Source organism: Paenibacillus sp. LHD-117, from assembly GCF_030929555.1.
Classification (GTDB): domain Bacteria; phylum Bacillota; class Bacilli; order Paenibacillales; family Paenibacillaceae; genus Pristimantibacillus.
Genome location: NZ_JAVFVT010000006.1, coordinates 203423 through 226795 on the forward strand (window position 1 = coordinate 203423; position 23373 = coordinate 226795).

Here is a 23373-nt window from a genome sequence, read left to right on the forward strand (position 1 = left end):
AGGGAGGCCTATGTTTTGTCCCGGAAAGTAGTTTTTATTACGGATGCCGACGGCGCATCCGGCGACGCCCTTATCGCACGGTTTGGCGAACCGGATACGGACCTGCTTCTAGCCAGCCGGCAAGAAAACAAAGCTTGGGAGCAACGTCTGGCACCTTTCCGTTCCGCCGGCTCGCAAGTGCTGGTCGTCCAAGTCGATTTATGCAGTGGGCGCGAGCTTGCGGCGATGCTGGACCAAGCCGAACGCGAGCTCGGAGCCGTCGACGTCATGATTCATAATGCCCATCTCGTGCGGCCAGCACTTGTCGAATCCTGCGAGGAGGAGACGTTTACCGAAACGATGAACGCGCTCGCCAAATCCGCCTTCCTCTGCACGCAGGCCGTCGGCAAAAGAATGGCTGCCAAAGGCCGCGGCAGCATCGTATTCGCCGGCTCCATCCATAGCGAGAAGCCGGCCGGATCGGCCTTCCCGTTCAGCGCCGCGCAAGGCGCCGTGAAGATGCTGGCCCGCGAAGCGGCGCTGTTCCTCGGCCGGCACGGCATCCGCGTCAATTACATCGAGAGCGGTCCCCTCGACGGATCGGAAGCCGGCTTCGGAGGCGAGTTGTCGGGCGTATACGATTCTTACAACTACAAAGTGCCGGCCGAAAGGCTGGGTTCGTCCCGGGATATGGCCGAGCTCGCTTATTTCCTGTCGAAGGATGGCGCGGGTTTCGTGAACGGCGCGGACATTCGGCTCGACGGCGGCTTCGTTTTGCATTACATGGATCATCGGATGAAAAAACCGACAGAGGGGGATACGCGATTGTCATGAGCCTCTCATTGAATGGGAAATCGGCGCTCGTCACCGGAGCAGGCACCGGCATCGGCAAAGGCATTGCAGTCGAGCTTGCGCGCCGCGGCGCGAAAGTGGCCATCCACTACAACGCCAGCGATGCGGGTGCAAAGGATACGCAGCTCCGAATCGAAGAGTTCGGCGGAGTTTCGATGACGGTGCAAGCCGATGTGGCAGACCGCCGGCAAATCGATCGTATGGTTGTCGCAGCCTCCGAATGGCTTGGCGGCATCGACATTCTCGTCAACAATGCCGCCTTGCAGCTGAACGTGAACCTGTTCGACTATACGGAAGAGCAATACGACCGGGTCATGAACGTTAATCTCAAAGGCTATTGGCTATGCATGCAGGCGGTCATTCCGATCATGAAGCCGAAAGGTTTCGGCCGCATCATCAATATCTCCTCCGTGCACGGCAAGCGGCCAACCGAATTTGATCCGGTCTACTGCATGTCCAAAGGTGGCATCAAGATGCTGGGCAGAGAAAGCGCCATCGAGCTTGCCCGATATGGCATTACGGTCAATACGATCGCCCCGGGCGCCATCGACGTCGGCAAGTACAAGGCGTCGCATAAGGAGCCCAGCCGCAAGAAGTTCCCTCTCGGCAGGGTCGGACTGCCGGCGGACGTCGCTTCCGTCGCCTGCTTCATCGCATCCGACGAAACATCGTTCCTGACGGGTTCAATCATTCGTATCGACGGCGGCGGCATGCTGATGTGACAGGCTTCTTTTTTCCGATCGACCTTTAACCTATTCGCAAAGGAGCAACTTCCATGTCCAATCCGGAAACTTACGAAAACACATTAGCCCATGTCAACACCCATTCGCGTCCGTCCGAGCTGCGCATCACGGATATCCGGTTCGCCGATATCGCGGGTGCGCCCATGCACTGCAGCTTGATCAAGGTATACACGAACCAAGGCATCGTCGGATTCGGCGAAGTGCGCGACGGCGCCGACAAGCAATACGCCCTCATGCTGAAGAGCAGATTGCTCGGCGAGAATCCGTGCAATATCGACAAGCTGTTCCGCCGGATCAAGCAGTTCGGCGGGCATGCCAGGCAAGGCGGCGGCGTCAGCGGCCTGGAGATCGCCTTATGGGACATCGCCGGCAAAGCCTACAACATGCCGATCTATCAAATGTTAGGCGGCAAATTCCGTGACCGGATCCGCATGTATTGCGATACGGACGTCGACGGCAAAGATACGGGAACGGCAATGGGCCTCGCCCTTCAGAAGCGGATGGAGAAAGGGTTCACCTTCCTCAAGATGGACCTCGGCATCAACCAGATTATCCATGAGCCGGGCACGCTTAGCGCCCCGCTTGGGTTTCTGAAGGAAATGAAGGCGAGGTCCAAAACCTGGTATTCGCGCAAGCATGCGAACATGACGGAACTAGAGCTGCGGGACGCGCGCAACCGCCACTACGATATTTTCAACATCGCCCATCCGTTCACCGGCATTCACGTCACGGAGAAAGGGCTCGACATGCTGGAGCAGTACGTCGCCGACGTTCGTTCGGTTATCGGTTACGAGGTGCCGCTGGCGGTCGACCACTTCGGCCACATCGGCCTGCAGGATTGTATCAAGCTGGGCCGCCGGATCGACAAATTCAACCTCGCTTGGATGGAAGACATGATTCCTTGGCAATACACGTCGCAATACGCGCAACTGGCGCAGTCCGTCACGACTCCGATCTGTACGGGCGAGGATATCTACTTGAAGGAAAACTTCAAACCTCTGCTCGAGGCAGGCGGCGTTTCCGTAATCCATCCGGACGTGCTGACGACCGGCGGTATTCTAGAGACGAAGAAGATCGGCGATATGGCCCAGGATTACGGCGTCGCGATGGCGATCCATATGGCCGAAAGCCCGATCGCCTGCCTCGCGGCCGTCCACACCGCGGCCGCGACGGAGAACTTCCTGGCACTCGAGTACCATTCCGTCGACGTCGGCTGGTGGGATGATCTGATCGTCAGCAAGCTTCCGAAGCCGCTCGTCCAGAACGGCTTCATCCAAGTGCCGGATGCTCCCGGCCTCGGCATCGAGGAATTAAACGACGAAGTCATCGCCCAGCACCTGCATCCCGAAATACCGGGCGTATGGCTGCCGACGGAAGACTGGGATCAGCACTTTTCGCATGACCGGTTGTGGAGTTGATGAAGGGGAATCGCAATGATCATCCAAAATAATAAACGAGGTGACAGCCATGAAATTTAACAATGCCGAAGATATCGTCCAGTTGACGCCGTTATGGCAGGGCGAACGGTTTCCCGACGGCAGGCCCAAGGTGCCTTCCGACGTAATTGCCAGGCTGGGCCGCATCACGCTGGAGGAAGCCTGGGGACCGCTTTGGTCGAGAGGCTACCATTATCAGTTCGAAGGCGATTTCCGAATCATCCACCCGAACAAGGTGATGGTCGGCCGCGCCGTCACCGCCGTCATGGTACCGAAGCGCCCGGATTTGCACGAGACGCTCATGAACTACGGCCACGAGCAGGAAGGGCGCAGAGGATTTTTTAATCAGTGGGTCATCGATTCGCTTGGAGAGGAAGACGTCGTCGTCGTCGATATGTTCGATAAAATCTATCAAGGCACTTACGTCGGCGGCAACCTGTCGACGGCCATCTCAACACGCACCAAAACCGGCGGCGCGGTTATCTGGGGCGGTATCCGCGACAACCAGCAGATTGCGGAAATCGAAAACATCAATATCTACTACCGCGGCAGCGACCCGACCGCCATTGCCGACGTCACGATGGTCGGGATGAACGTTCCGGCCCGCATCGGGCGGGCGATCTGCCTGCCGGGCGACGTCGTTCTGGGCACGCCTGCCGGCGTCATCTTCATTCCCGCGCATCTCGCCGAGCTGACGGCCGTTAACGCTGAGAAATCGCAGGTGCGCGACGTCTTCGGCTTCGCCAGGCTGAACGGGAACGTGTACACGACGGCGCAGATCGACGGCGCTTGGACGACTGCGATGTGGCAGGACTTCCAGGCTTGGTTCGAGAATGACGAGGCGGCGGAGCCGTATCGACACTTGACTTGGGAGCAGGAGCTGGAGGAAGCAAGGCGCAATGAGAACGACGGTCCTTCCGGCGGCGTCCGATTGTAAGTACAATGGAAATAGGGTATGCCATCATGCGGAGAACTAACTGCCGGAGTAGGAGCTGAACAATGGAGAAAACGATATTAGGACGTACGGGACTGCCCGTGACGAAGCTGAGCTACGGAGCCATGGAAATTCGCGGCCCGCGCGTATGGAGCGGCCGGCCCATCGATGACGCGGACTCGGAACGGATCCTGCATGCGGTGCTCGACGCCGGAATCAACTTGATCGACACATCTTACGATTACGGCCGAAGCGAGGAGTTGATCGGACGGTTCCTCGGCCGTCGCCGGCACGATTACGTCCTCGCGACGAAATGCGGCTGCCGGGTCGTCGAATGCGGCGATCATGACGAGACATCCCATGTCTGGACGCGCGACAATTTGATGCATAACATCGACACCAGCCTCTCAAGGATGAGAACCGATTATATCGACATCCTGCAGCTGCACGGACCGACCGTGAAGCAAGCCGAAGAAGGACGTCTCGTCGAGGTGCTCCAAGAAATTCAGGCTACGGGCAAAGTGCGGTACATCGGCGTATCCTCCTACTTGCCCCATCTCCCCTCTTACGTCGAATGGGGATCGTTCGATACGTTCCAGCTGCCTTATTCCGCATTGGAACGCGAGCATGAGCAATGGATCGCGCGCGCTGCCGATTCCGGAGCTGGCATCATCGTTCGCGGCGGCGTCGGCCAAGGCGAGCCGGGCATCGGGCGCGGCTCGGCGGACCGCTGGAGCGCGTGGGAGGAAGCGAAGCTGGATGAGCTGCTCGAGCATGGCGAGCAGCGGACCGGCTTCCTGCTCCGCTTCACTCTCTCCCACCCGTCGATGGCGACGACGATCGTCGGGACCAAAAACGTCGATCATCTCGCCGACAACGTCCGATACGCCGCGATGGGTCCTCTTCCGGCCGACGTATACGCCGAAGCGAAGCGGCGCCTCGACGCCGTTGGCCGAACGGCTTTGCCGGTCTGAGCCGTATGAACAGAACAGAACAGAACGAAACCCATCCCGCAACCAATCGTTTTGGACGCGCTAGATGGGTTTCCTTTTGTTCGGCGTTCACGTTCCAATGCGAATCCCAAACCCGCTCCCCAGCTTGCCGCCGGCCATCAGGTCGGCCTTCGCCGCCCGCTGAAGACTCGTGGACGCCTCGTATTCGGACGGGATCTCCTGCGTCCTGCCAAAGATGCGCTCCTCCGCCTGCTTCGACGTCTCGTCGGTCTCATGGATCCGGAACATTCGCTGGAATCGCAGAATGTTGGAGTCGGGCTTCAGCACGCGTTCGAGCCCCGGATAGAGCAGCCATGAGCGGCACATGAAAACGGGGGGAATGCCGCGGAAGAACGACTCCGCTTGCCGGAACGACCGCTCAGCGCTTTCGGGAGAGAGCGGTTCCCCTTCTGGAATATGGACGTTCAGCACGACTTGCCCCGATTTTACTTTGAATCCGTCGATGTCAAGGTCGCGATCGAACGCGTAAGGCTGGAATTGCAGCCTGCCGAGACGGAACAGCCGAAACCGGACATGCTCCTGAAGCCAGCTGTATTCTTGGATGCCGTATTCGCCGTACGTCCGCTTGCAGATCTCGCACCAAATCCGAATATCCGTAAACGTATCGAAATAAACATCATCAGAGATATCCCTCATTTGGTATTCCCTGTGAGCATCCATGGCCAATCGGACGAAGAACTCCAACAGCCGTCTTCTATATCCAACCGTTTGGTTAATTGATTTGAAAAAACCGTCCGGATCGGCAATAAACCGGCTTTTGCAATCGATATATTCGGGTTCATCCATACTCTCTTCCGCAAGCTGGCGCCTTGCTTCTCCCTCAAGCCCGATTCCCTCACATAACGATTGGATATCCATTTCGTTCCCTCTCTCCATGTATTGAATAGCGGCTATCGTTCTTCCGAAGCTTCATAAGCATCCAGCACGGAAGTCAGCAAGCCCGGAAACCGGGCTTCCAGATCTTCCATCCGCAAGGAAATGAGTCTCTGCGTGCCGACGCTCCGAACGTTGACGACGCCGGCTTCCCGCAGCGTGCGAACATGGTGCGACATCGTCGACTTCGCAATCGGCATGTCGAACTCGCCGCAGCTCCGTTCCGAGGATCGGCAAAGCTGCGCGACTACGGAAAGTCTAATCGGATCGCTTAACGCATATAAAACGGAAGACAAATGAATGTCTTCTCGATCGGGATGGAACAATACTTTCATTCGGAATCCCTCCTTCATCTAAACCGACAGATTAATGATTGCATTATACCACATCGCATGCTATTATTCTATTGTTCGATAACAATCGAAATAATGAACTAGAAAGTTGGAGGTGCCTCATGAATAAACCAAACGCCCATTTCATTCACCGGCAGCCAACCGTCCAGAGCCCCGCTCTCAAAGAAGGACTCGTCATCGGTTTGCTCGGCGTTACGATTATTCTCGTCATCATGAATACCATGATGTTTAATTTGGCGTTGCCGGACGTAGCGGAGGCATACCGGCTTTCCGCTTCCTCCACCTCATGGATCGTGACGGGGTACTCCATCGTTTTCGCGATTTCATCCATCACATTCAGCCGACTGGCTGATTTCGTCCCGGTCCGGAGGTTGTTCGTCATTGCCATCTTGTCGCTGAGCGTTGCCGCGATCGCGGGTTTGTTCAGCAATAGCTTCATCATGCTGATCGCCGTCAGAATACTCCAAGCTTCCGGGGCGGGAGCGATCCCTTCGTTGTCCTTGGTCTTCATCTCGCGATACATCCCGATCGAGCGCAGGGGGAAGGCGATGGCCTTCATCATGTCTTCCGTTTCCCTCGGTCTCGGTCTCGGACCGGTTGTCGGCGGCGCGATCGTCGAATATATGGGCTGGCATTTATTATTCACGCTAACCGCCGTTACCATGCTGCTTATTCCGATGTTCGTCGCCTATCTGCCCAAAGAAACGATGAAAAAAGGCTCCTTCGACGCGCTTGGCGCGCTGCTCATCGGTATCGGGACGACGGGCCTTCTGCTGTTCCTGACGAACCAATCCTGGATCGCGCTCGGAGCGGGCTTGCTCTCGCTCGTCTTGTTCACAGCCCGGATCCGTACTGCCAAGCAGCCGTTCGTGCTTCCTTCGCTCTTCCGCAATCGGCCTTATCTCATCCTGGGCGCGGTTGGCATAGCCGGTTACTTGTGCAGCTTCTCGACGTTGTTCCTCATGCCGCAAATTCTCGTCAATCAATACGGTCTAAGCGCCATCGAAGCCGGGCTCGTCATTTTCCCGGGATCGATTCTGGCCATGTTCGTCTCCAGACGGGTCGGCCAGTATATCGACACCAAGGGCAACGGCTCCATCATCCGGTACGTCCCTCTGTTCCTGCTGGCGTCCGTTGTTCTGTTCGCACTGTTCGAAGGCATCTCCTACTGGGCGATCCTGGTCATCTACATGCTGCTGAGCACCAGCTTCACGATTTTGACGAGCAGCGTTTCGAACGAGCTGTCCCGCATTCTGGATGCTTCGCAAATCGGTTCTGGACTCGGCCTGTTTCAACTGCTGCAGTTTTTCAGCGGCGCCTTCGGCGTGGCGTTGTCGGCAACCGCGCTCTCTTGGCAGCAAGAGCTGTCACTCGCGCATGCATACGGCAACATATATTGGGGCCTGTCCCTCATCGTCATTCTCGCGATCCTATGCTCCGTCGCCTATGTCCGTATCGGCGGGCGCAGGGCGCAGCCGCAATAAACGCCGCCCGGTTCCGCGAACGCAAGAAACCCGCCGCCAGTCGTCTGGCCGCGGGTTTCTTCATGTATCGCATTAAGTTGGATCAGTACCTTTCGATTCCCGGAATCAGCGTTCCGCTTGACCGGCCAATCGGCTTTCCAGCTCGGCTTTCTGCGCTTCGAAGCCCGGTTTGCCGAGCAAGGCGAACATGTTCGTTTTGTAGGCTTCCACGCCCGGTTGGTCGAACGGATTGACGCCGAGCAAGAGTCCGCTCAGGCCGCAAGCCTTCTCGAAGAAATAAACCATCTCGCCATACGTGTATTCGTTCAGCTCGTCCAGCTCCACGACGAGGTTCGGCACGCCGCCGTCGACGTGGGCCAAGCGAGTGCCATCGGCCGCCTTCCGGTTCACTTCGTCCATCGTCATGCCGGCGAGGAAGTTGAGTCCGTCCAAATTGCCTGCATCCGCTTCGATCGTCCACTCGACGCGCGGCTTCTTCACCGACAGCACCGTCTCGATCAAGTCGCGGCGTCCTTCCTGCACGTATTGGCCCATGGAGTGCAAGTCGGTCGTGAAGTCGACGGAAGCCGGGTACAGACCTTTGCCGTCTTTCCCTTCGCTCTCGCCGAACAGCTGCTTCCACCACTCCGCCACGAAATGGAGGGACGGCTCGAAGTTCGCCAGCAGCTCGATGGTTTTGCCCTTGCGGTACAAGGCATTGCGAACGGCCGCGTATTGGTACGCTTCGTTCGAAGCAAGGTCGGGATTGCCGTATTTTTTCGCGGCAGCAGCAGCGCCTTCCATCATCCGATCGATGTCGAGGCCCGCAACGGCGATCGGCAGCAAACCGACCGCTGTCAGGACGGAATAGCGGCCGCCAACATCGTCAGGAATGACGAACGTCTCGTAGCCTTCCTCGTCGGCCAGCTTCTTAAGCGCGCCCTTGGAAGCATCGGTCGTCGCGAAGATGCGGCTTCGCGCTTCTTCCTTGCCGTACTTCTTCTCCATATAATCACGCAGAATGCGGAACGCGATCGCAGGCTCCGTCGTTGTGCCGGACTTGGAGATGACGTTTACGGAGATGTCTTTGCCCTCGAGCAGCTCCAGCAAGTGGGTCATGTACGTGGAGCTAATATTTTGTCCCGCGAAGTACACCTGGGTGCGTCCCGCCATCTGGTTGTGGAATGTGTGGGACAACGATTCGATCACCGATCTCGCGCCCAAGTAAGAGCCCCCGATGCCGATGACGACGAGCGCCTCGGAATTGTCGCGAATCCGTTCGGCTGCGGATTTGATCCGCGCGAATTCTTCACGGTCGTAAGCGTGAGGCAGATCGACCCAGCCTAGGTAATCGGAGCCCGGTCCTTTTCCTTGATGCAGCATGTCATGCGCCGCGCTCGCGAACGGCGCGAAATAATCCACCTCGTGCTGCCCGATAAACGATAACGCGCTTGAATAATCGAAACGAATAGCCATATTGCCTAATCCCTCCTGCTCCAAAATGATCTCTATATGCTTACTTCATTTCGAATGTTATACGAGTACAGTTTTCTTCCAATCGGCTGCAAACTTCTCCAGCCCTTGATCGGTCAGCGGATGTTTCGAAATTTGCTCGATAACGGAGAACGGAATCGTCGCGATATGCGCGCCTGCCAGCGCGACGCGCGTCACGTGGTCCGGATGGCGGACGGAAGCGGCGATGATTTGGGCATCCAGGTTATGGACGCGGAACAGCTCGGCTACTTTCACGATCAGCTGAACGCCGTCTTCCGAAATATCGTCCAGGCGGCCGAGGAACGGCGACACGTAAGTCGCTCCGGCGCGAGCCGCGAGCAGAGCCTGGTTCACCGTGAAGATTAGCGTTACGTTCGTTTTGACGCCTTTGTCCGCAAGATAACGGCAAGCTTCGAGGCCTTCGAGCGTCATCGGAAGTTTGATCGTAATGTTGGGATCGTTATTGTTGATTTTGATCAATTCGTTCGCTTGGGCGATCATCTCTTCCGCCGTTACCGCGTCGGGCGTCACTTCGGCGGAAACCGATTCCACACCCGGCACTTCGCGCAAAATTTCCGCGATCCGGTCTTCGAATTTTACGCCTTCTTTGGCTACCAAAGAAGGGTTCGTTGTTACGCCGGACAAAACGCCGATTTTGTACGCTTTTTTGATTTGCTCCACATTAGCCGTATCGATAAAAAATTTCATGGTTGTTGCCTCCCGTAATTTAGTTTTTGATAGCTAAGCCCTTAAATGCTGAATCTTAAAGAAGCTCCTTCGCCACGCGAACCACATTCTCCGTCGAGAATCCGAAATACGCCATAACCTCTCCGCCTGGGCCGGAAGCCCCGAACGTTTCGATGGAAACGACATTTCCGCTAGGACCTGTGAATCGCTCCCAGCCTAGCGAGATGCCGGCTTCGATGGCAACCCGTTTCGTCACGGCATTCGGAAGCACGCTTTGCTTGTAGCTCTCTGGCGCGCGATCGAACAATTCCCTGCTCGGCATCGCGACGACGCGCACGGAGACGTTCTCTTGCTCCAGCTCCGCCTTCGCGCTCACGGCAAGCGATACCTCAGAACCCGTGGCGATCAGAATGACATCGGGCTGATCGTTCGTTTGCGCCAGAATGTAGCCGCCGTTCGCTACCCCGTCGATATTGCCCTTCGTCGCTTCGTAGATCGGAAGGTTCTGCCTGCTGAGTACCAGTGCGACGGGACCGTCGTTCTTCTGCAGCGCATATGCCCAAGCGCTCGACGTTTCGTTCGCATCGGTCGGCCGGATGACCGTCAGGCCCGGAATCGTGCGCAGTGCCGCCAGATGCTCGACCGGCTCATGCGTAGGCCCGTCTTCGCCGACCGCGATGGAATCATGCGTGAAGACGTAAGTGACCGGCAGCTTTTGAAGGGCCGCAAGCCTAATCGACGGACGCAAATAATCGCTGAACACGAAGAACGTGCTGACGAACGGCTTCACGCCGCCATGCAGCGCCATGCCGTTGCCTGCCGCGCCCATCGCATGCTCGCGGACGCCGAAGTACACATTGCGGCCGGCGTACGAATCGACGGCGAATTTCCCTTCGCCTTTAATGTCCGTCATCGTCGAATGCGATAGATCCGCGCTTCCGCCGAAGATCGCCGGAACCTTCTTGACGTAATGATTGATCGCTTCGCCGCTCGCCACGCGAGTCGAGATCGATTTGGCCGTGTCGAACGTCAGAATATCGGTTGCGTCCAGCAAAGCCTTACCGTCGATCGCGTTCGCCAGCTCCTTGCCCAGCTCCGGGTACTGCTCTCCGTAGGACGATACCAGCCCGTTCCAAGCCGCTTCCGCAGCCGCGCCATTTTGCTTGATTTGCTCAAAGTGGGCTTTCACTTCTTCCGGAACGTAAAACTCTTCTTCGTGCTCCCAGCCGTATACAGCTTTGGTTGCCTTGGCTTCTTCCTTGCCAAGCGGGTTGCCGTGCGCCTTGTTCGTTCCCGCCACCTTGCTGCCGTAGCCGATCACGGTACGAACCTCGATCAGCGTCGGTTTATCGCCATTCTGCTTCGCGGCTTCGATCGCTCCCGCGATCCGATCGACGTCGTTGCCGTCCTCGACGCGGATATAATCCCAATGCGCCGATTCCGCGCGCTTCTGAATCCCTTCACCGAAGGACAAAGCCAGTTCGCCGTCGAGCGAAATATCGTTCGAATCGTACAACACAATTAATTTACCCAATTTCATATGGCCGGCCATCGACATCGCCTCGTAGGAAATGCCTTCCATCAAGCAGCCGTCACCGACGAGCGCGTACGTGTAATGGTCAACGACCGGATAGCCGTCCTTGTTGAATTTGGAAGCCAGATGGGCTTCGGCCATCGCCATGCCGACCGCCATGGCAATGCCCTGGCCGAGCGGGCCCGTCGTCGCGTCGACGCCGTCCGTATGTCCGAATTCAGGATGTCCTGGCGTTCTGCTGTTCAGCTTGCGGAACTGCTTGACGTCGTCCAAAGACACCTGATAACCCGACAGATGCAGCAGGCTGTACAGCAAAGCCGAGCCGTGGCCCGCGGACAACACGAACCGATCGCGGTTGAACCAATTGGAATGGCCGGGATTGTGCTGAAGCAGCTTGGCCCACAGCGCGTACGCCATCGGCGCGGCTCCCATCGGCAAGCCCGGATGCCCGGAATTCGCGGCGTTGATCGCATCAATGGACAGCGTACGGATCGTATCGATCGCTAGTTGGTCTATCGTCTTGGTGATTGGCATGTTGTTTCCATCTTCCTTTCTCTTCAAAACATGGTTTCTCTCTTCTAAACCCACTATAATACGATTGACTGCCATACAAGTAATCAATAGATTACAGAGGAGCTATAGATCATATCTATAGTAATGCGCAAACCAAAAAGCCCCCGCCATGTAAGTACATGGAACAGAGGCTTGGGCGAAAGAAAACTCAATCAGTAAATTGGTTTTTTTCGCGTTAAAGTTGCTTCGAACATATCGATAATAAAAAGGAATCTTTCGGCTTCGCGGAAGACATGATCCGCAAGCAGCGGGTGAATGATGCTCTTGATGCGGCAAGCTTCGATTAAATCCTTTGCGGTCTGTTTGAAATCCCGCAAAGATTTGACCGACACCCGGTTCTGATCGAGAAATTGGTCAAGCAGCGGGACGGTTTGGGACTCAGGACGCATGGATTCCAAATCTTTCGCCTGGAACAGCAGCATGTCGAAATCATGGCTGAAATTTCGTGCTTGCTCAACCAATTGCCGTTCGGACGGGTCAAGCAAATGCCCGATGAATTTGGCGTGATCGGCCATGATTCGCAAGAAGAACACGTTTTCATCAATGATCGCGTCCGGCAATGGCTCCAATCTTCCGGAATTCAGCTCTTCCAGCCGGTTTCGAAAATACATAGCTTCCCTGCTGACATGATCGACTAGCAGCGGAAAATTATTTCCTCCCGGAAGCTGACAGGAAAGGATTAATCCTAACACTTTTCTTTTGAAGGCCCAAATATGAGACGCCGCGTTATGAACTTCCGCATTAAAGCGCCGTATTTGATTAGGGTCTACTCCTGCCGGGAACGAATGCGATCTTCTTTCGATTTCTTCGAACAGGCCATAAAATTGATTGGCCTCGGCGATGAGCTGCGTATCTTCACACCTAAAACCTAATTTCAGAAAAAGGGAATGTTCTTTCATGATGCGCGACCAAAAACGAATTTCATCCAAGGAGCGGGCAACAAACGCGTCGGACATGATCGTCCCTCCCACAATGAGTTACTGTTTAACAAACAGTAATACATATTCGATGATTCTTTTTTGTATGTGCAAAAAAACATTCTCCCAGTTCCTGGCGGTTAAACGCCGGAATACGCCATAAATCCGCCGTCCACCGGAATCGTCGTGCCCGTCACGAAACCTGAAGCCGCGTCGTCCGTCAGCCACAGAAGAGCGCCGAGCAAATCTTCCGGCTTGCCGAAGCGGCGCATCGGCGTGTGGGCGATGATTTTGCCGGAACGCGGGGTCAGCGAGCCATCTTCGTTCATAAGCAGCTTGCGATTCTGCTCAGTCAGGAAGAAACCAGGCGCGATCGCATTCACCCGGATGCCCGCATCCGCCATATGCACCGCAAGCCATTGCGTGAAGTTGTCGACGGCCGCCTTGGCTGCGCTGTAAGCCGGCACCTTCGTCATGGGAGAAGGCGCGCTCATGGACGATATATTAATGATGACGGGACTTGGGCGATCCAGCATCTGCTCCGCGAACACCTGGGAAGGAATAAGCGTTCCGATGAAATTCAAATCGAGCACGTTCCGGAAACCTGGGATGCTGAGGTCGAAGAAGCTGGTTACGCCTTCGGCGTTCCGGTCCTGAGGAGTGAACGTTTCGTTCGTCGTATTCGCGCTCGGATGATTGCCGCCGGCGCCGTTGACGAGGATGTCGCAAGGGCCCAGCTTCTCCAGTACGATCCGGCCAGCCTCTCGCGTGCTGATTTCGTCGGTCACGTCACAGGTTACGCCGATGGCTATGCCGCCCGCTGCGAGGATTTGTTCCGCCACGGCATCGTTCTTGGCAGCCGTTCGTCCCAGAACGGCGACTTTGGCCCCTTGCCTCGCGAGCTCGATCGCCATGGCTCTGCAGAGTACGCCCGCTCCCCCGGTGACGACCGCGACTTTGCCTTTTATCGAATCATGGATGGGTTGCTGCTTGCTGCTCATGCCGGTCCACTCCTTTGCCGTTATTGGAATAGTCGAATCCGTCCCATAATCCCCACAAGTGCATGATACCTAACGCGCGGTCGTACAAGCCGTAACCGGGTCGGCAGCTCTCGTCCCAAATTTGGCGGCCGTGGTCGGGCCGGACATAACCGGTGAACCCGATGTCATGGTACGCCTTCACGATCCCCGCGATATCGACCGAGCCGTCCCGCGTGCGATGCGAGCTTTCGATAAAATCGCCGTTCTCGTATCTGCGGATATTCCGAATATGCGCGAACGGAATTCGGTCCCCGAATTCGTGGATCATCGCAACAATGTCGTTAGCCGGATTCGCGCCGAGCGAGCCGCTGCAGAGCGTGATGCCGTTCGACGGATGATCGTACAGCTGAATGAGACGCCGGAAATTCGCCTGGCAGGTCATGATGCGGGGCAATCCGAAGACGGGCCAAGGCGGGTCGTCGGGATGGATGGCCATCTTGATGCCGTTCTCGGCCGCGACCGGAATGATCGCCTGCAGGAAATAATCGAGGTTCGCCCAGAGATGTTCTTCCGTGACGCCTTGGTACGCCCCGATCAGCTTCTTCATGTGCTGCAGACGCTCCGGCTCCCAGCCCGGCATCGTAAACGACGGATTGGCGTTAATCTGATCGACGAGCTCGTGCGGATCGATGCCCGCAATTATGCCGTTCTCATAGAACATGGCCGTCGATCCGTCCTCCATTCTCTTGTGCAGATCCGTTCTCAGCCAGTCGAATACGGGCATGAAGTTGTAGCAGATCACTTTGACGCCGACCTCGCCCAGCTTCCGGATCGTACGTTTATAATTGTCAATATAAACGTCCCGAGTGGGCAAACCAAGCTTAATATCCTCATGGACGTTAACGCTTTCAACGACGTCGATATGAAGGCCTTCTTTATCCGCGAGAGCCTTCAGCTCCAATATTTGGTCCATGGGCCATTCTTCTCCCGCGGGTACGTCATGCAGCGACCAGACGATGCCGTCGGTGCCCGGAATTTGTTTGATATAGCGGAGAGGCACGGTATCGTTGCCTTCTCCGAACCATCGGAATGTCATTCGCATAGGTCAGGTCCCCTTATCAGTCCTTGAAATAATTCGGATATTGGATTCGAAGCTCTGCCTGATCCGCGATGTTGAGGGTCAAATGCTGCTTCATCAGCAACCTTGCCCCTGCCGCGTCCTTGGCGATGATCGCGTCTGCCATCCGCCGATGCTGCTCGTACAGATGCCGCCAATCATGGGCGTTCGCCAGCATGAGCCTTCGGCTCCTGTTCAGATGGACGGTGAGCCCGTTCAACGTGTTCCAGGTGTGGCTCTTGCCGCAGCCTTCGAATAGAATCCGATGGAATTGTTCATCGAGCTCGAACATCTCGCCGTCGTCCTGCCCAGCCAAAGCTGCTTGCTGCATGGTCAAATTCGTCTCGAGCCGAAGAAGCGCGTCCTCCCGGAATGATCCGCAAGCCAGTTCGGCCACCGCGCATTCCAGATGCTCGCGCATGAACCGCGCTTCCTCCACGAGAGCGGTATCGATCAGCGAAACGAATGTGCCCCGCTGGGGCAGCACCTGCATCAATCCTTCCTGCGCAAGCTTCATGAAGCTTTCCCGGACCGGGGTCCGGCTCACTTGGAATTTGAGCGAGGTTTCGTTCTCCGAAAGCGACGTTCCAGGCTTGAGCGCCAGGCTCAGAATTTGCTCTCGAAGCGCTGCATAAACGATGTCCCTAGCCGATCCCGTCCCTTGACGGCGCAGATCTACCATGTGTTACTTCCCCATTTCCAAGAATGTTGTTTTTCGTATATACGCCTTTACTGCCATACTACCATACAAGTATACATGTGAAAAAGGGGGAAGCCGCGAAATCATTTTCCGTGCCGAAAGGTTCGAACCGGCACTTTGTCGAAGTATGGAGGAAGTCATACAAACCGTGCGGAGGTGAACCGCGATTTGCCAGCCATCCAGCCTTTAGACCTCAATCGCTTTCCTCTATATTTCGTATATAAACGCAAAAGCGTAAGCGAGGAGCAATTCAAAAACATCTTCCATGCCCATCAAGGCATCGAGCTATTGCTCGTGCATGAAGGGATGGGCACGCTGATCGTGAACCAAAGAAGCTACGACATTCGCCCGGGGACGGTGTGCGTTTTTCAACCATACCAGCTTCACGATGTTCGAATGAACGTAAGCGAAAGCCAGCCATTCGTTCGCTCCATCGTGCATTACGAGCCTGCCCATTACGAGTCTTATTTCGACAAATGGCCTAACTTGCAAAGCTTTTTCAAACATCTCCATAAAGGAAAGCTCCATTCCCCGTACCGGTTCGGACCGGAGGCGATGGAGCGGTTGTCGGAGATCTTGCTCGGCTTGGACGAACGGATCCCCGCCTTGTCCAAGGATCGGTACTTCGAAGAATTTTCCCTCTTCCTGCTTGTATTCTTCCGCATGTTCATGCAAGTATGGGAGCAGAAGCAGCCGGACGAATCCGGGTTGCGGGAAACAAGAACCCCTCATCCGGCAGAGAAAATCATGGAATGGGTCGAACGCCATTACCGCGAGCCGCTCCGGCTGGAGAGGATGAGCAAAGAGCTGCATCTGTCCGCGCATCACTTGTCCCATCTGTTCAAGGAAAACACGGGCAGCAGCATCACGGATTACTGGACGGCCAAGCGGATGCAGCAAGCCGTGCTCCTGCTCCTGTCTGGCGATAGCCCCGTCGCCCGGATCGCGGAGGAGGTCGGCATCGCAAACTGCTCACACTTCTGCAAGCAGTTCAAAACCCATTTCGGAGAAACGCCGTACCGATACCGCAAGCGATGGCAGGATACCTTCAAGTCGTAGCTAGCCTGCCTATGACCGGAAGTCGCTTCCGGTCGTGATGGCAGCCGGCTCGAAGTTCGCGACCGATTTCTTTTTTTCATGGAAATGGGTTGCGTTTGCCTGAATGCCTTCCCGCGTATAAAAGGGATCGTTCGGCTCAAGCGGCAGGGCGACTAGCTCGCCCGAGCTGGCGGACTTGTAGATCGCCGTAATAAGCTCCAGCGTCTGTCGTCCGCTTATCCCGTCGACGAGTGGCAGCCCCGCGTTCTCGATTGCCTTCAGCACATCGTCGATCTGGCCGGTATGGCCTTCGTATTCGACATCCGGCAAGCTTTCATATAACGTCTGGAGCTCCCGCTCAAGCTCGGAATTCGGTTCGGGAAAGCCGTTCGGGCCGGACACGGACGCCTTGACCTTCCATGGGGCGGACACTCTGGCTTTGGCTCCCTGGAAGACGAGCTGCTGCTCCTCGCCATGATGAACGACCGAGCTCGTGATTTGCCCAAGCGCTCCGCTCCCGAAACGCAGCATCCCCATAGAGAGATCCTCCACTTCGGCGTTGTCGTGAAATACGTTAGCCATGAATGCCTGCACATAGCTCGGACTGCCCATCATCCAGAGCAAGGCGTCCATGTGGTGGACGGCATGGTTCAGCGTTGGTCCGCCGCCCTCCTTCTCCCAGGTGCCCCGCCACCACAAATCGTAGTAACAATGCCCCCGCCACCAGAATGAGTCGACCTGCGCGTGCAAGATGTCCCCTATCAGCTTGCTGTCCAACACCGCCTTAAGTTTCATTAACGGAGTGCGAAAACGGTTCTGCGCGACGACCGACAACAGCTTGCCCGTTCTTCCCGCCGCTGCGTTCATCGCGTCGCATTCCTCGAGCGAAGAAGCCATCGGTTTCTCGACGAGAACATGCGCGCCGGCTTCCAAAAATTGAACGGCGATCGACGCATGCGTGTAGGGAGGCGTGCAGACGGAAACCAGGTCGATCTCTTCCGCCATTAGATCCTCGTAATTCGCAACGGCCCGGGCATCGAGACCGAACTTCCCGATCTGGGCGAGCGCCTTCTCCTCGTAGATGTCGCTGACCGCGACGATCCGGCAGCGATCCGGGAACTTCAAGTATGACGCGATATGCGCGTCGGATATGGCGCCAGCGCCAATAATGGCGACGTTAAGCATGGCTAATCCCCCTCATGTACGTTTTAGAGGTTGTTCAAAAAGTCCACTTTTGATCACGAAGTATACCAGGTAGCGTATTCGACATCGAATATTGAATTCAGCCGAAACTAAGCGAATGCTTTCGAAGTATGTTTCCTTCGGAAACATTGCAGGTGCTCACGTAGCTTACACTACGCTCCGCTCCTCATTTTCTAGCTTCATCCAATCTTCTACAGCGTTTTTGAAAAAAACGCAGCATCGTAAGCATACGCTCATGTGCTGAAAACCGGACTTTTTGAACACGCATTTATATAACAATCGTACCAAGTTTAAGCTAACCTTTGTGCTCGAATGTTGCGCCATTATGCCGTTGGTTTGCGATTCGCGTGTCGCGCGCGCTATAATGCAGGTAGTTTATATTCATGCAATGAATACCAAAGACGGGAGCCATTAACCATGTCTATCACGAACAATCACGAGTTGTACAAAGTGTTTTATTGGGCGGCGAAGACGGGGAGTTTGACGAAGGCGGCGAACGCGCTCTACTTGACCCAGCCCAGCGTCAGCCACGCGATCAAGCAGCTGGAGGACCGATTCGGCATCGCTTTGTTTTACCGGAATTCAAAAGGGGTTATTCTAACGCAAGAAGGTTCGATCCTATATTCGTACATTGAGCAATCTCAAATCCTGATCTCGCTGGCCGAGGAGAAGATGGCCGCGCTCAAAAATCTGGACAGCGGCGAGCTTCGGATCGGGGGAAGCGACTCGCTGTTCAAACATTATTTGCTGCCGTTTCTGGAAGACTTCCATCATCGGCATCCCGGCGTCAAGCTTCACCTGAATCACGGAACGACGCCCGAAATCATCACATTCCTCAAAGAAGGAAGGATCGATCTGGGCGTCGTGCGCATGCCGATCGGCGATTCGCAGCTGGAAGTGCGGGAGAGCATCAAGCTTCAGGACTGCTTCGTGGCAGGCGCGCGCTACGCCGAACTGAAGGACGAGGTGCTCTCGCTCGAGCAGCTGCTCCGGCATCCCGTCATCCTGTTCTCGCGGAATAGCCGGGCGCGAATGGCCATCACGGAGCTGTTCCAGCATTACGGCTATACGATCAAACCCGAGATCGAGGTCGGGAGCGTCGATCTGCTCATCGAATTCGCGCGCAAGGGGCTTGGCATTTCGTACGTCACGAAGGAATTCATCGCCAAGGAGCTGGAAGAAGGCTCCCTCTTCGAAATCCAGCTGGACGTGCAGCTGCCGCCAACGCATGTGGGTCTCATGACGATGCGCAATATGCCCCTATCCCGCGCGGCGAATCAGTTTATCGAGCTGGTTCGTTAATTATTTCTCCTGAATGATCTCATATTTCGGTTTTGCATTGTTGAAATCCGGGTTCTCGCCGCTTACCATGAGCCCCATTCCCCAGTCGAAGTGAACATCGGAGGTAGGCAAATCCGACGCATCCCTGTACTGGAACAAGACGTTCCTCCGCGTCCGCTCGCTTTTGTTGACGTCCGAGCCGTGAATGGTCAAGTAGTTGAAGAACAATACGTCCCCTGCTTTTGCGGGGCAAGGCGTGCCGGAGGAGATCGGATATTCCTTGTGGTTCAAATAATGCATGCCCACATGCGGCAGAGACCCTTGCTTATGCGAGCCCGGGATGACACACAAGCACCCGTTCTCTGTATCCGCATCGTCAAGATGCACGCTCGCGGCAAGCATGGAATGGTCGCGATGCGGGAAGTACGGGTAGTCCTGGTGCATCGGGAACGCGGCTCCGTTCGCGGGCGGCTTCACTAGCATTTTGGAATGGTGAAGCTGCACGTTCGGGCCGATGATTCCGTTCAGCACCGCCGTCATTCTTGGATGGATGACTGCCCGCATGAAAGCCGCGTCATGATACTGAACGTCGTGGAATCCTTTGAGCACCAGCTTCTTCAGCTGTTCCGGCGGGAGGTAATCGCCCTGCCAAGCATGGTTATGATCCGCTTTCGCACGCGCCGCCCGCTGAATGATTTTCTCGACCGCCTGCCTCATTTCTTCCACTTCGTTCTGATTGAACACCTCTCTGACAAGCAAATACCCATTCTCTTTGTAAAATTCCACATCTTTCTCATTAATCATTTTTATGCACCCTCTCGCTATTTGCTTTCGTTTCTAGTTTAATTATAGGAGGGGCAACGATTTCGGTATTTACCTAGAAAAGACATCCTTTTGCAAAATTACGCCAAGGTGGTGTTAATGGTCATGTATCAATGGGATAAAAGCGGCGAGCGGCTGAACCGGTTTGCCGGATTGCTGGAAGGGGAGAGCGTTTCGTTCCTCATCCACTATTGGGGAGTCGAAGAAGATTTGCCGGCCAACCCCGTGCACAAACATTCCTTTTTCGAGCTTTGTTACGTGAACGGAGGTACCGGCGTTTATACCGAAGGGGAAACGTCCCATTCGCTATATCCCGGAGTCGCTTTCTGTTCGCGGCCCAATGTGTACCATCAAATCAAAGACGTTACTGGCCTAAATTTGTTATTCGTCGCGTTCGAAGCGATCGAAGACGTTCACGGAGATCATCAATTAGAGAGCTATAACAGGTCGCTTCTGCAAAGCGCGTCATGGATCGACAATGTCGGCGAATCCCCGACCGTTCAAATTTGGAAATCCATGCTGCTTCGTCACCCTTCCGCCTCGTCGCTGCCCGTAAGCCTGCTTCCCAAGCTTGCCTATTCGCTTCTTAGATCCGCTCCGTATTTGCTAGGCGCCCCTAACAACGCGGACAGCACGCCAGTGAGCGCATCGGCATCGCAAATCGTAAAGCGGGCGAAACGATATATAAGGGATAATCTGGACAGGCCGCTTTCCTTAAGCGAGGTAGCCCGTTATTTAAATATTTCAGAACGCCAGTTATCGAGACTGATTGCCGGCAGCATTCATGAATCGTTTACTTCGATCGTCCATACGGAACGAATTCGCGCCGCCGAGCTGCTGCTGACGAATACGACCGAGCCGATCAAAGCGATCGCCGAACAAACCGGATTTTCTTCCGTTCATTATTTCACGCGTCTGTTCTCCGAGGCCAAAGGTATTCCGCCCGGGGCATTCCGCGCCAAGCTGTCCGCTTCGTCCGACGAATGAGCTCGTCTTCGCCGCACGCTTGCGCTTTCATATCGAAAATGATCGATCCGTCGCTCCATACCACTTTGCCGCTTGACGAGCCAGCTTGTCCTTATGCTCTTCAAGCTGCTTCCAGCGGTGCCCGTTCGCTCCCGACGGATGAGGAAAGTCGAAGAGGCAGCGTGCGGGATCGACCATACCTTCCTCCGCGAACGCGCGCAGTACGTCACCGACCGCCTTGCCGAGCGGAATCAGCAACGCGCCCTCCACCCGCTTCACCTCATTCAGGAAGATCGTACGGGCGTAGCCGGACAGCAAGTCAGACTGTAGGATCGACGGCCCGTGACCTGTATAGTTGCGACCATTGACGAATACGGGGTATCGGATGGCCGAGGTCGTATGCAGCAACGGCCTGCTCGCTCCGAACAGTTCCCCGCTATCGCCGACGCCTATCAGCGACGGGATGCCGATAAGGTCCAGCATCCGAACCAAGTTCGCCCGCATCGTGCCGGCGAAGCTCGCGGCGAACTTCGCCCGGCGGTCGATGTCCGAGATCGGCACGCCTTCCCGCAGACAATCGCGGGCTTCGCGAATCGCCGTCTCCATCTGCGTGAAGCCGGGCGTAATGCCGATAATCATCAGCTTCGCCGCTTCGTTCACGTAATCGTAGGGAACGTAGTAGACGGATAGACGGCCCCGCTCTTCAAGCAGCAGCTCGGGGACAAGCAGATGCTCCCGTGTAAGCTTCCCTCCGGGAAGCGAGCGAAGGAAATCCAAATAGGGCTCGATTGTCGGCATCGCGCATCGCTCCTGTTCTTCAGCTATTGACCAGTTTGATGTTTCGCATCATTGTTTATTCTTCCGTGTTAAAAAAGGTTTCATTTGATAGTTGAATGAGTTTGTCCGTTGCTTCATGACTGCTCGGGTCTTGCACCAATATAAAAAAAATATCATGTAGTTCTTCAACTCGGTTTAAGACTTTATCTTTAGACTTGTCCTCTCTTAATGAAATATACAGGTTGTGTAAACTAACATCTAAATTATCGTTTGATTTTTCAAAAGAAGTTAGTTCCGACATCGCTGCCACATTGTATACGCTTGATATCATCGTTCTGTATGTGTAATCATTTACTTGCATACTAAAACTACTGAGAACATGGCTTAGTTGATTTTTAAATGCAAGATCAATAGAGTTCTGAAGGTCCTTCCTGTGACTTTGAGATTCAATAAATTTATAACAAAGGATAATAGTGCTTAAGAAAAGGATGATTATCATCGCATATTTCTTCTTCATGAATTAGCTCCTAATACGAATTTGCACATCTATCATATAAAAGTTGTTGCATTCACGACATCCGACGAAAGTCGAATGTGTCCGGATGAACAATATCCCCACCAATATCTACTGCAGAACCGAAAGCTGAATGTCCCGTCGAGTGAAAATGGTTTAGATATGTCGTTATCTGCATTGAGTTTTCATTCAAATATTTTTTCTTTCGAACGTAATCCACAATACTCGAGCGAGCTATATAGGATTTCTAAAGATCGTAGTTCAGAAACCGCACCTTCGTTTGTTCTTAATTTGTCTAAAGAGAGACACGCCACTCGATGGGTTTTATTTATATACCCAGCAAAAGTGCCATAGCACCCATAAGTAATAACTTCCGAAAAATTAATACACCTTGATATTTTCTGTTTCGAAGGTTTATTTAATGACATTTTCCACGCCCATAATTTCGCTAAATCTTTAAAATAGTTTGAATGATACATTTCATACAACAAATCTACTGGAAATGTAAAGAATCCCTCATGATTTAGTTCTTCAATGATTTCTTTCGCTGTTATTGTATAGGTTTTGTTCTTTGATAAATCCGTTCCCATTCTATCTCTAATAATCTGTGTATTAAGAAATGGAACAATTAGTTCAGAATCATCGTTCCAAAAATTGAAATCAATGCTTAATGGATTCTCCGGGAAAGTTGGTACTAAATGCGGGATATGCTCATTTGTAAGTGTTGGAAAAATAGTGTAAACACTTTTCTTAGTTATTGACATCATTTCAAGGTAAGTTTCCCAAACGTCACTATCATCTACAATTCTTAAAGATTTTAATTTAGGTTTAAGTTGAAAGATCAGTTCGATAACTTGTTCGAATTTTTCATCAGGTAAAGAGCTTATTTTAAGTTCACCTTCGAAGCATAATCGATTATCAATATTTATTAAAAGCGCTTCACCATCTGGTTCTGGAAGTACGATAGTTTCGTTTATTCCTTGACTCACAGTCCAGTTATGTTTTAACCTGAATTACGAAAGTATCACCTTATAAAAATATAAAAAAGTGCTCTAATCTTTGGTAGAATGGTGTTTGTCGAGAACATCACCAACCAAGGAAGGAGCACCCTTAAAGTGAAGTCT

23 protein-coding genes are annotated in these 23373 nt (G+C 54.3%); 9 read left to right on the plus strand and 14 right to left on the minus strand.

Annotated features, from left to right (window positions below; genetic code table 11):
* Positions 1–15: 15 nt before the first annotated feature.
* The 5 genes from RB620_RS06600 (at position 16) to RB620_RS06620 (ending at position 4918) form a co-directional block, all read left to right on the plus strand.
* Positions 16–813, plus strand: coding sequence for an SDR family NAD(P)-dependent oxidoreductase (locus RB620_RS06600; RefSeq protein ID WP_308092878.1), 798 nt, complete (start codon positions 16–18; stop codon positions 811–813).
* Positions 810–1553, plus strand: a complete 744-nt coding sequence (locus tag RB620_RS06605; RefSeq protein WP_308092880.1) for an SDR family NAD(P)-dependent oxidoreductase — start codon at positions 810–812, stop codon at positions 1551–1553. Before RB620_RS06600 ends, RB620_RS06605 begins: the two co-directional genes overlap by 4 nt.
* Before the next feature lie 53 nt (positions 1554–1606).
* A complete protein-coding gene (locus RB620_RS06610) occupies positions 1607–2992 on the plus strand; it encodes a mandelate racemase/muconate lactonizing enzyme family protein (RefSeq protein WP_308092881.1) in 1386 nt (461 codons plus the stop codon).
* 49 nt (positions 2993–3041) lie between these two features.
* Positions 3042–3947, plus strand: a complete 906-nt coding sequence (locus tag RB620_RS06615) for an RraA family protein (protein ID WP_308092883.1) — start codon at positions 3042–3044, stop codon at positions 3945–3947.
* Positions 3948–4009: 62 nt separating this feature from the next.
* Positions 4010–4918, plus strand: a complete 909-nt coding sequence (locus RB620_RS06620; protein ID WP_308092885.1) for an aldo/keto reductase — start codon at positions 4010–4012, stop codon at positions 4916–4918.
* Positions 4919–5005: 87 nt separating this feature from the next.
* Here the strand turns inward: RB620_RS06620 and RB620_RS06625 are convergent, their stop codons facing one another.
* Complete coding sequence (locus RB620_RS06625; protein WP_308092887.1) at positions 5006–5815, minus strand: acyltransferase domain-containing protein; 810 nt, start codon at positions 5813–5815, stop codon at positions 5006–5008.
* Positions 5816–5847: 32 nt separating this feature from the next.
* Positions 5848–6165: an ArsR/SmtB family transcription factor gene (locus tag RB620_RS06630; RefSeq protein ID WP_308092889.1), complete on the minus strand. Its 318-nt coding sequence runs from the start codon at positions 6163–6165 to the stop codon at positions 5848–5850.
* A 119-nt stretch (positions 6166–6284) separates the two neighbouring features.
* Here RB620_RS06630 and RB620_RS06635 point away from each other — a divergent pair, with 119 nt between their 5' ends.
* Positions 6285–7667 carry an MFS transporter gene (locus RB620_RS06635; protein ID WP_308092891.1) on the plus strand — a complete coding sequence of 461 codons (1383 nt, stop codon included), beginning with the start codon at positions 6285–6287 and terminating at the stop codon, positions 7665–7667.
* A gap of 105 nt (positions 7668–7772) precedes the next feature.
* On the opposite strand, the gene RB620_RS06640 is transcribed toward RB620_RS06635, so the two are convergent.
* From RB620_RS06640 to RB620_RS06670, 7 genes are all read right to left on the minus strand, one after another.
* Positions 7773–9122: a glucose-6-phosphate isomerase gene (locus RB620_RS06640; protein ID WP_308092892.1), complete on the minus strand. Its 1350-nt coding sequence runs from the start codon at positions 9120–9122 to the stop codon at positions 7773–7775.
* A gap of 57 nt (positions 9123–9179) precedes the next feature.
* Positions 9180–9848 carry a fructose-6-phosphate aldolase gene (gene fsa / locus RB620_RS06645; protein WP_308092894.1) on the minus strand — a complete coding sequence of 223 codons (669 nt, stop codon included), beginning with the start codon at positions 9846–9848 and terminating at the stop codon, positions 9180–9182.
* A gap of 55 nt (positions 9849–9903) precedes the next feature.
* On the minus strand, positions 9904–11895 hold the full coding sequence (tkt, locus tag RB620_RS06650) for a transketolase (RefSeq protein WP_308092895.1): 1992 nt from the start codon (positions 11893–11895) through the stop codon (positions 9904–9906).
* 191 nt (positions 11896–12086) lie between these two features.
* Complete coding sequence (locus RB620_RS06655) at positions 12087–12890, minus strand: DUF2935 domain-containing protein (RefSeq protein ID WP_308092897.1); 804 nt, start codon at positions 12888–12890, stop codon at positions 12087–12089.
* 101 nt (positions 12891–12991) lie between these two features.
* A complete protein-coding gene (locus RB620_RS06660; protein WP_308092899.1) occupies positions 12992–13852 on the minus strand; it encodes an SDR family oxidoreductase in 861 nt (286 codons plus the stop codon).
* Positions 13824–14933, minus strand: coding sequence for a mannonate dehydratase (uxuA, locus tag RB620_RS06665; protein WP_308092900.1), 1110 nt, complete (start codon positions 14931–14933; stop codon positions 13824–13826). The genes RB620_RS06660 and uxuA overlap by 29 nt, the downstream gene beginning before the upstream one ends.
* A gap of 16 nt (positions 14934–14949) precedes the next feature.
* Positions 14950–15630 carry a GntR family transcriptional regulator gene (locus tag RB620_RS06670; protein ID WP_308092901.1) on the minus strand — a complete coding sequence of 227 codons (681 nt, stop codon included), beginning with the start codon at positions 15628–15630 and terminating at the stop codon, positions 14950–14952.
* Positions 15631–15816: 186 nt separating this feature from the next.
* Between RB620_RS06670 and RB620_RS06675 the strand changes: the two genes are divergently transcribed.
* Complete coding sequence (locus RB620_RS06675; RefSeq protein WP_308092902.1) at positions 15817–16707, plus strand: AraC family transcriptional regulator; 891 nt, start codon at positions 15817–15819, stop codon at positions 16705–16707.
* Between the two features lie 9 nt (positions 16708–16716).
* On the opposite strand, the gene RB620_RS06680 is transcribed toward RB620_RS06675, so the two are convergent.
* The gene (locus RB620_RS06680) at positions 16717–17871 is read right to left on the minus strand and encodes a Gfo/Idh/MocA family protein (RefSeq protein WP_308092903.1); all 1155 of its coding nucleotides are present in this window, start codon (positions 17869–17871) and stop codon (positions 16717–16719) included.
* A gap of 441 nt (positions 17872–18312) precedes the next feature.
* Between RB620_RS06680 and RB620_RS06685 the strand changes: the two genes are divergently transcribed.
* Positions 18313–19191, plus strand: a complete 879-nt coding sequence (locus tag RB620_RS06685) for a LysR family transcriptional regulator (protein ID WP_308092931.1) — start codon at positions 18313–18315, stop codon at positions 19189–19191.
* Here RB620_RS06685 and RB620_RS06690 read toward each other — a convergent pair whose 3' ends face one another.
* Entirely contained in the window at positions 19192–19974 is a 783-nt protein-coding gene (locus tag RB620_RS06690) for a phytanoyl-CoA dioxygenase family protein (protein ID WP_308092904.1), read from the minus strand.
* A gap of 123 nt (positions 19975–20097) precedes the next feature.
* On the opposite strand from RB620_RS06690, the gene RB620_RS06695 reads away from it, so the two are divergent.
* On the plus strand, positions 20098–20979 hold the full coding sequence (locus RB620_RS06695; protein WP_308092905.1) for a helix-turn-helix domain-containing protein: 882 nt from the start codon (positions 20098–20100) through the stop codon (positions 20977–20979).
* Between the two features lie 27 nt (positions 20980–21006).
* Here the strand turns inward: RB620_RS06695 and RB620_RS06700 are convergent, their stop codons facing one another.
* The 3 genes from RB620_RS06700 to RB620_RS06710 form a co-directional block, all read right to left on the minus strand.
* Positions 21007–21756 (minus strand): hypothetical protein, encoded by a 750-nt coding sequence (locus RB620_RS06700; RefSeq protein WP_308092906.1) that lies wholly within the window; start codon positions 21754–21756, stop codon positions 21007–21009.
* 55 nt (positions 21757–21811) lie between these two features.
* The gene (locus tag RB620_RS06705; protein ID WP_308092907.1) at positions 21812–22252 is read right to left on the minus strand and encodes a hypothetical protein; all 441 of its coding nucleotides are present in this window, start codon (positions 22250–22252) and stop codon (positions 21812–21814) included.
* 182 nt (positions 22253–22434) lie between these two features.
* Positions 22435–23238: a hypothetical protein gene (locus RB620_RS06710; RefSeq protein ID WP_308092908.1), complete on the minus strand. Its 804-nt coding sequence runs from the start codon at positions 23236–23238 to the stop codon at positions 22435–22437.
* Positions 23239–23373: the final 135 nt, after the last annotated feature.

What these genes read in the sequence shown, in the direction of transcription:
- RB620_RS06605 (WP_308092880.1), top strand. Translation starts at nt 810, where the DNA reads ATGAGCCTCTCATTGAATGGGAAATCGGCGCTCGTCACCGGAGCAGGC.
- RB620_RS06610 (WP_308092881.1), top strand. Translation starts at nt 1,607, where the DNA reads ATGTCCAATCCGGAAACTTACGAAAACACATTAGCCCATGTCAACACC.
- RB620_RS06615 (WP_308092883.1), top strand. Translation starts at nt 3,042, where the DNA reads ATGAAATTTAACAATGCCGAAGATATCGTCCAGTTGACGCCGTTATGG.
- RB620_RS06620 (WP_308092885.1), top strand. Translation starts at nt 4,010, where the DNA reads ATGGAGAAAACGATATTAGGACGTACGGGACTGCCCGTGACGAAGCTG.
- RB620_RS06625 (WP_308092887.1), bottom strand. Translation starts at nt 5,815, where the DNA reads ATGGATATCCAATCGTTATGTGAGGGAATCGGGCTTGAGGGAGAAGCA.
- RB620_RS06630 (WP_308092889.1), bottom strand. Translation starts at nt 6,165, where the DNA reads ATGAAAGTATTGTTCCATCCCGATCGAGAAGACATTCATTTGTCTTCC.
- RB620_RS06635 (WP_308092891.1), top strand. Translation starts at nt 6,285, where the DNA reads ATGAATAAACCAAACGCCCATTTCATTCACCGGCAGCCAACCGTCCAG.
- RB620_RS06640 (WP_308092892.1), bottom strand. Translation starts at nt 9,122, where the DNA reads ATGGCTATTCGTTTCGATTATTCAAGCGCGTTATCGTTTATCGGGCAG.
- fsa (WP_308092894.1), bottom strand. Translation starts at nt 9,848, where the DNA reads ATGAAATTTTTTATCGATACGGCTAATGTGGAGCAAATCAAAAAAGCG.
- tkt (WP_308092895.1), bottom strand. Translation starts at nt 11,895, where the DNA reads ATGCCAATCACCAAGACGATAGACCAACTAGCGATCGATACGATCCGT.
- RB620_RS06655 (WP_308092897.1), bottom strand. Translation starts at nt 12,890, where the DNA reads ATGTCCGACGCGTTTGTTGCCCGCTCCTTGGATGAAATTCGTTTTTGG.
- RB620_RS06660 (WP_308092899.1), bottom strand. Translation starts at nt 13,852, where the DNA reads ATGAGCAGCAAGCAGCAACCCATCCATGATTCGATAAAAGGCAAAGTC.
- uxuA (WP_308092900.1), bottom strand. Translation starts at nt 14,933, where the DNA reads ATGCGAATGACATTCCGATGGTTCGGAGAAGGCAACGATACCGTGCCT.
- RB620_RS06670 (WP_308092901.1), bottom strand. Translation starts at nt 15,630, where the DNA reads ATGGTAGATCTGCGCCGTCAAGGGACGGGATCGGCTAGGGACATCGTT.
- RB620_RS06680 (WP_308092903.1), bottom strand. Translation starts at nt 17,871, where the DNA reads ATGCTTAACGTCGCCATTATTGGCGCTGGCGCCATATCCGACGCGCAT.
- RB620_RS06690 (WP_308092904.1), bottom strand. Translation starts at nt 19,974, where the DNA reads ATGATTAATGAGAAAGATGTGGAATTTTACAAAGAGAATGGGTATTTG.
- RB620_RS06695 (WP_308092905.1), top strand. Translation starts at nt 20,098, where the DNA reads ATGTATCAATGGGATAAAAGCGGCGAGCGGCTGAACCGGTTTGCCGGA.
- RB620_RS06700 (WP_308092906.1), bottom strand. Translation starts at nt 21,756, where the DNA reads ATGCCGACAATCGAGCCCTATTTGGATTTCCTTCGCTCGCTTCCCGGA.
- RB620_RS06705 (WP_308092907.1), bottom strand. Translation starts at nt 22,252, where the DNA reads ATGAAGAAGAAATATGCGATGATAATCATCCTTTTCTTAAGCACTATT.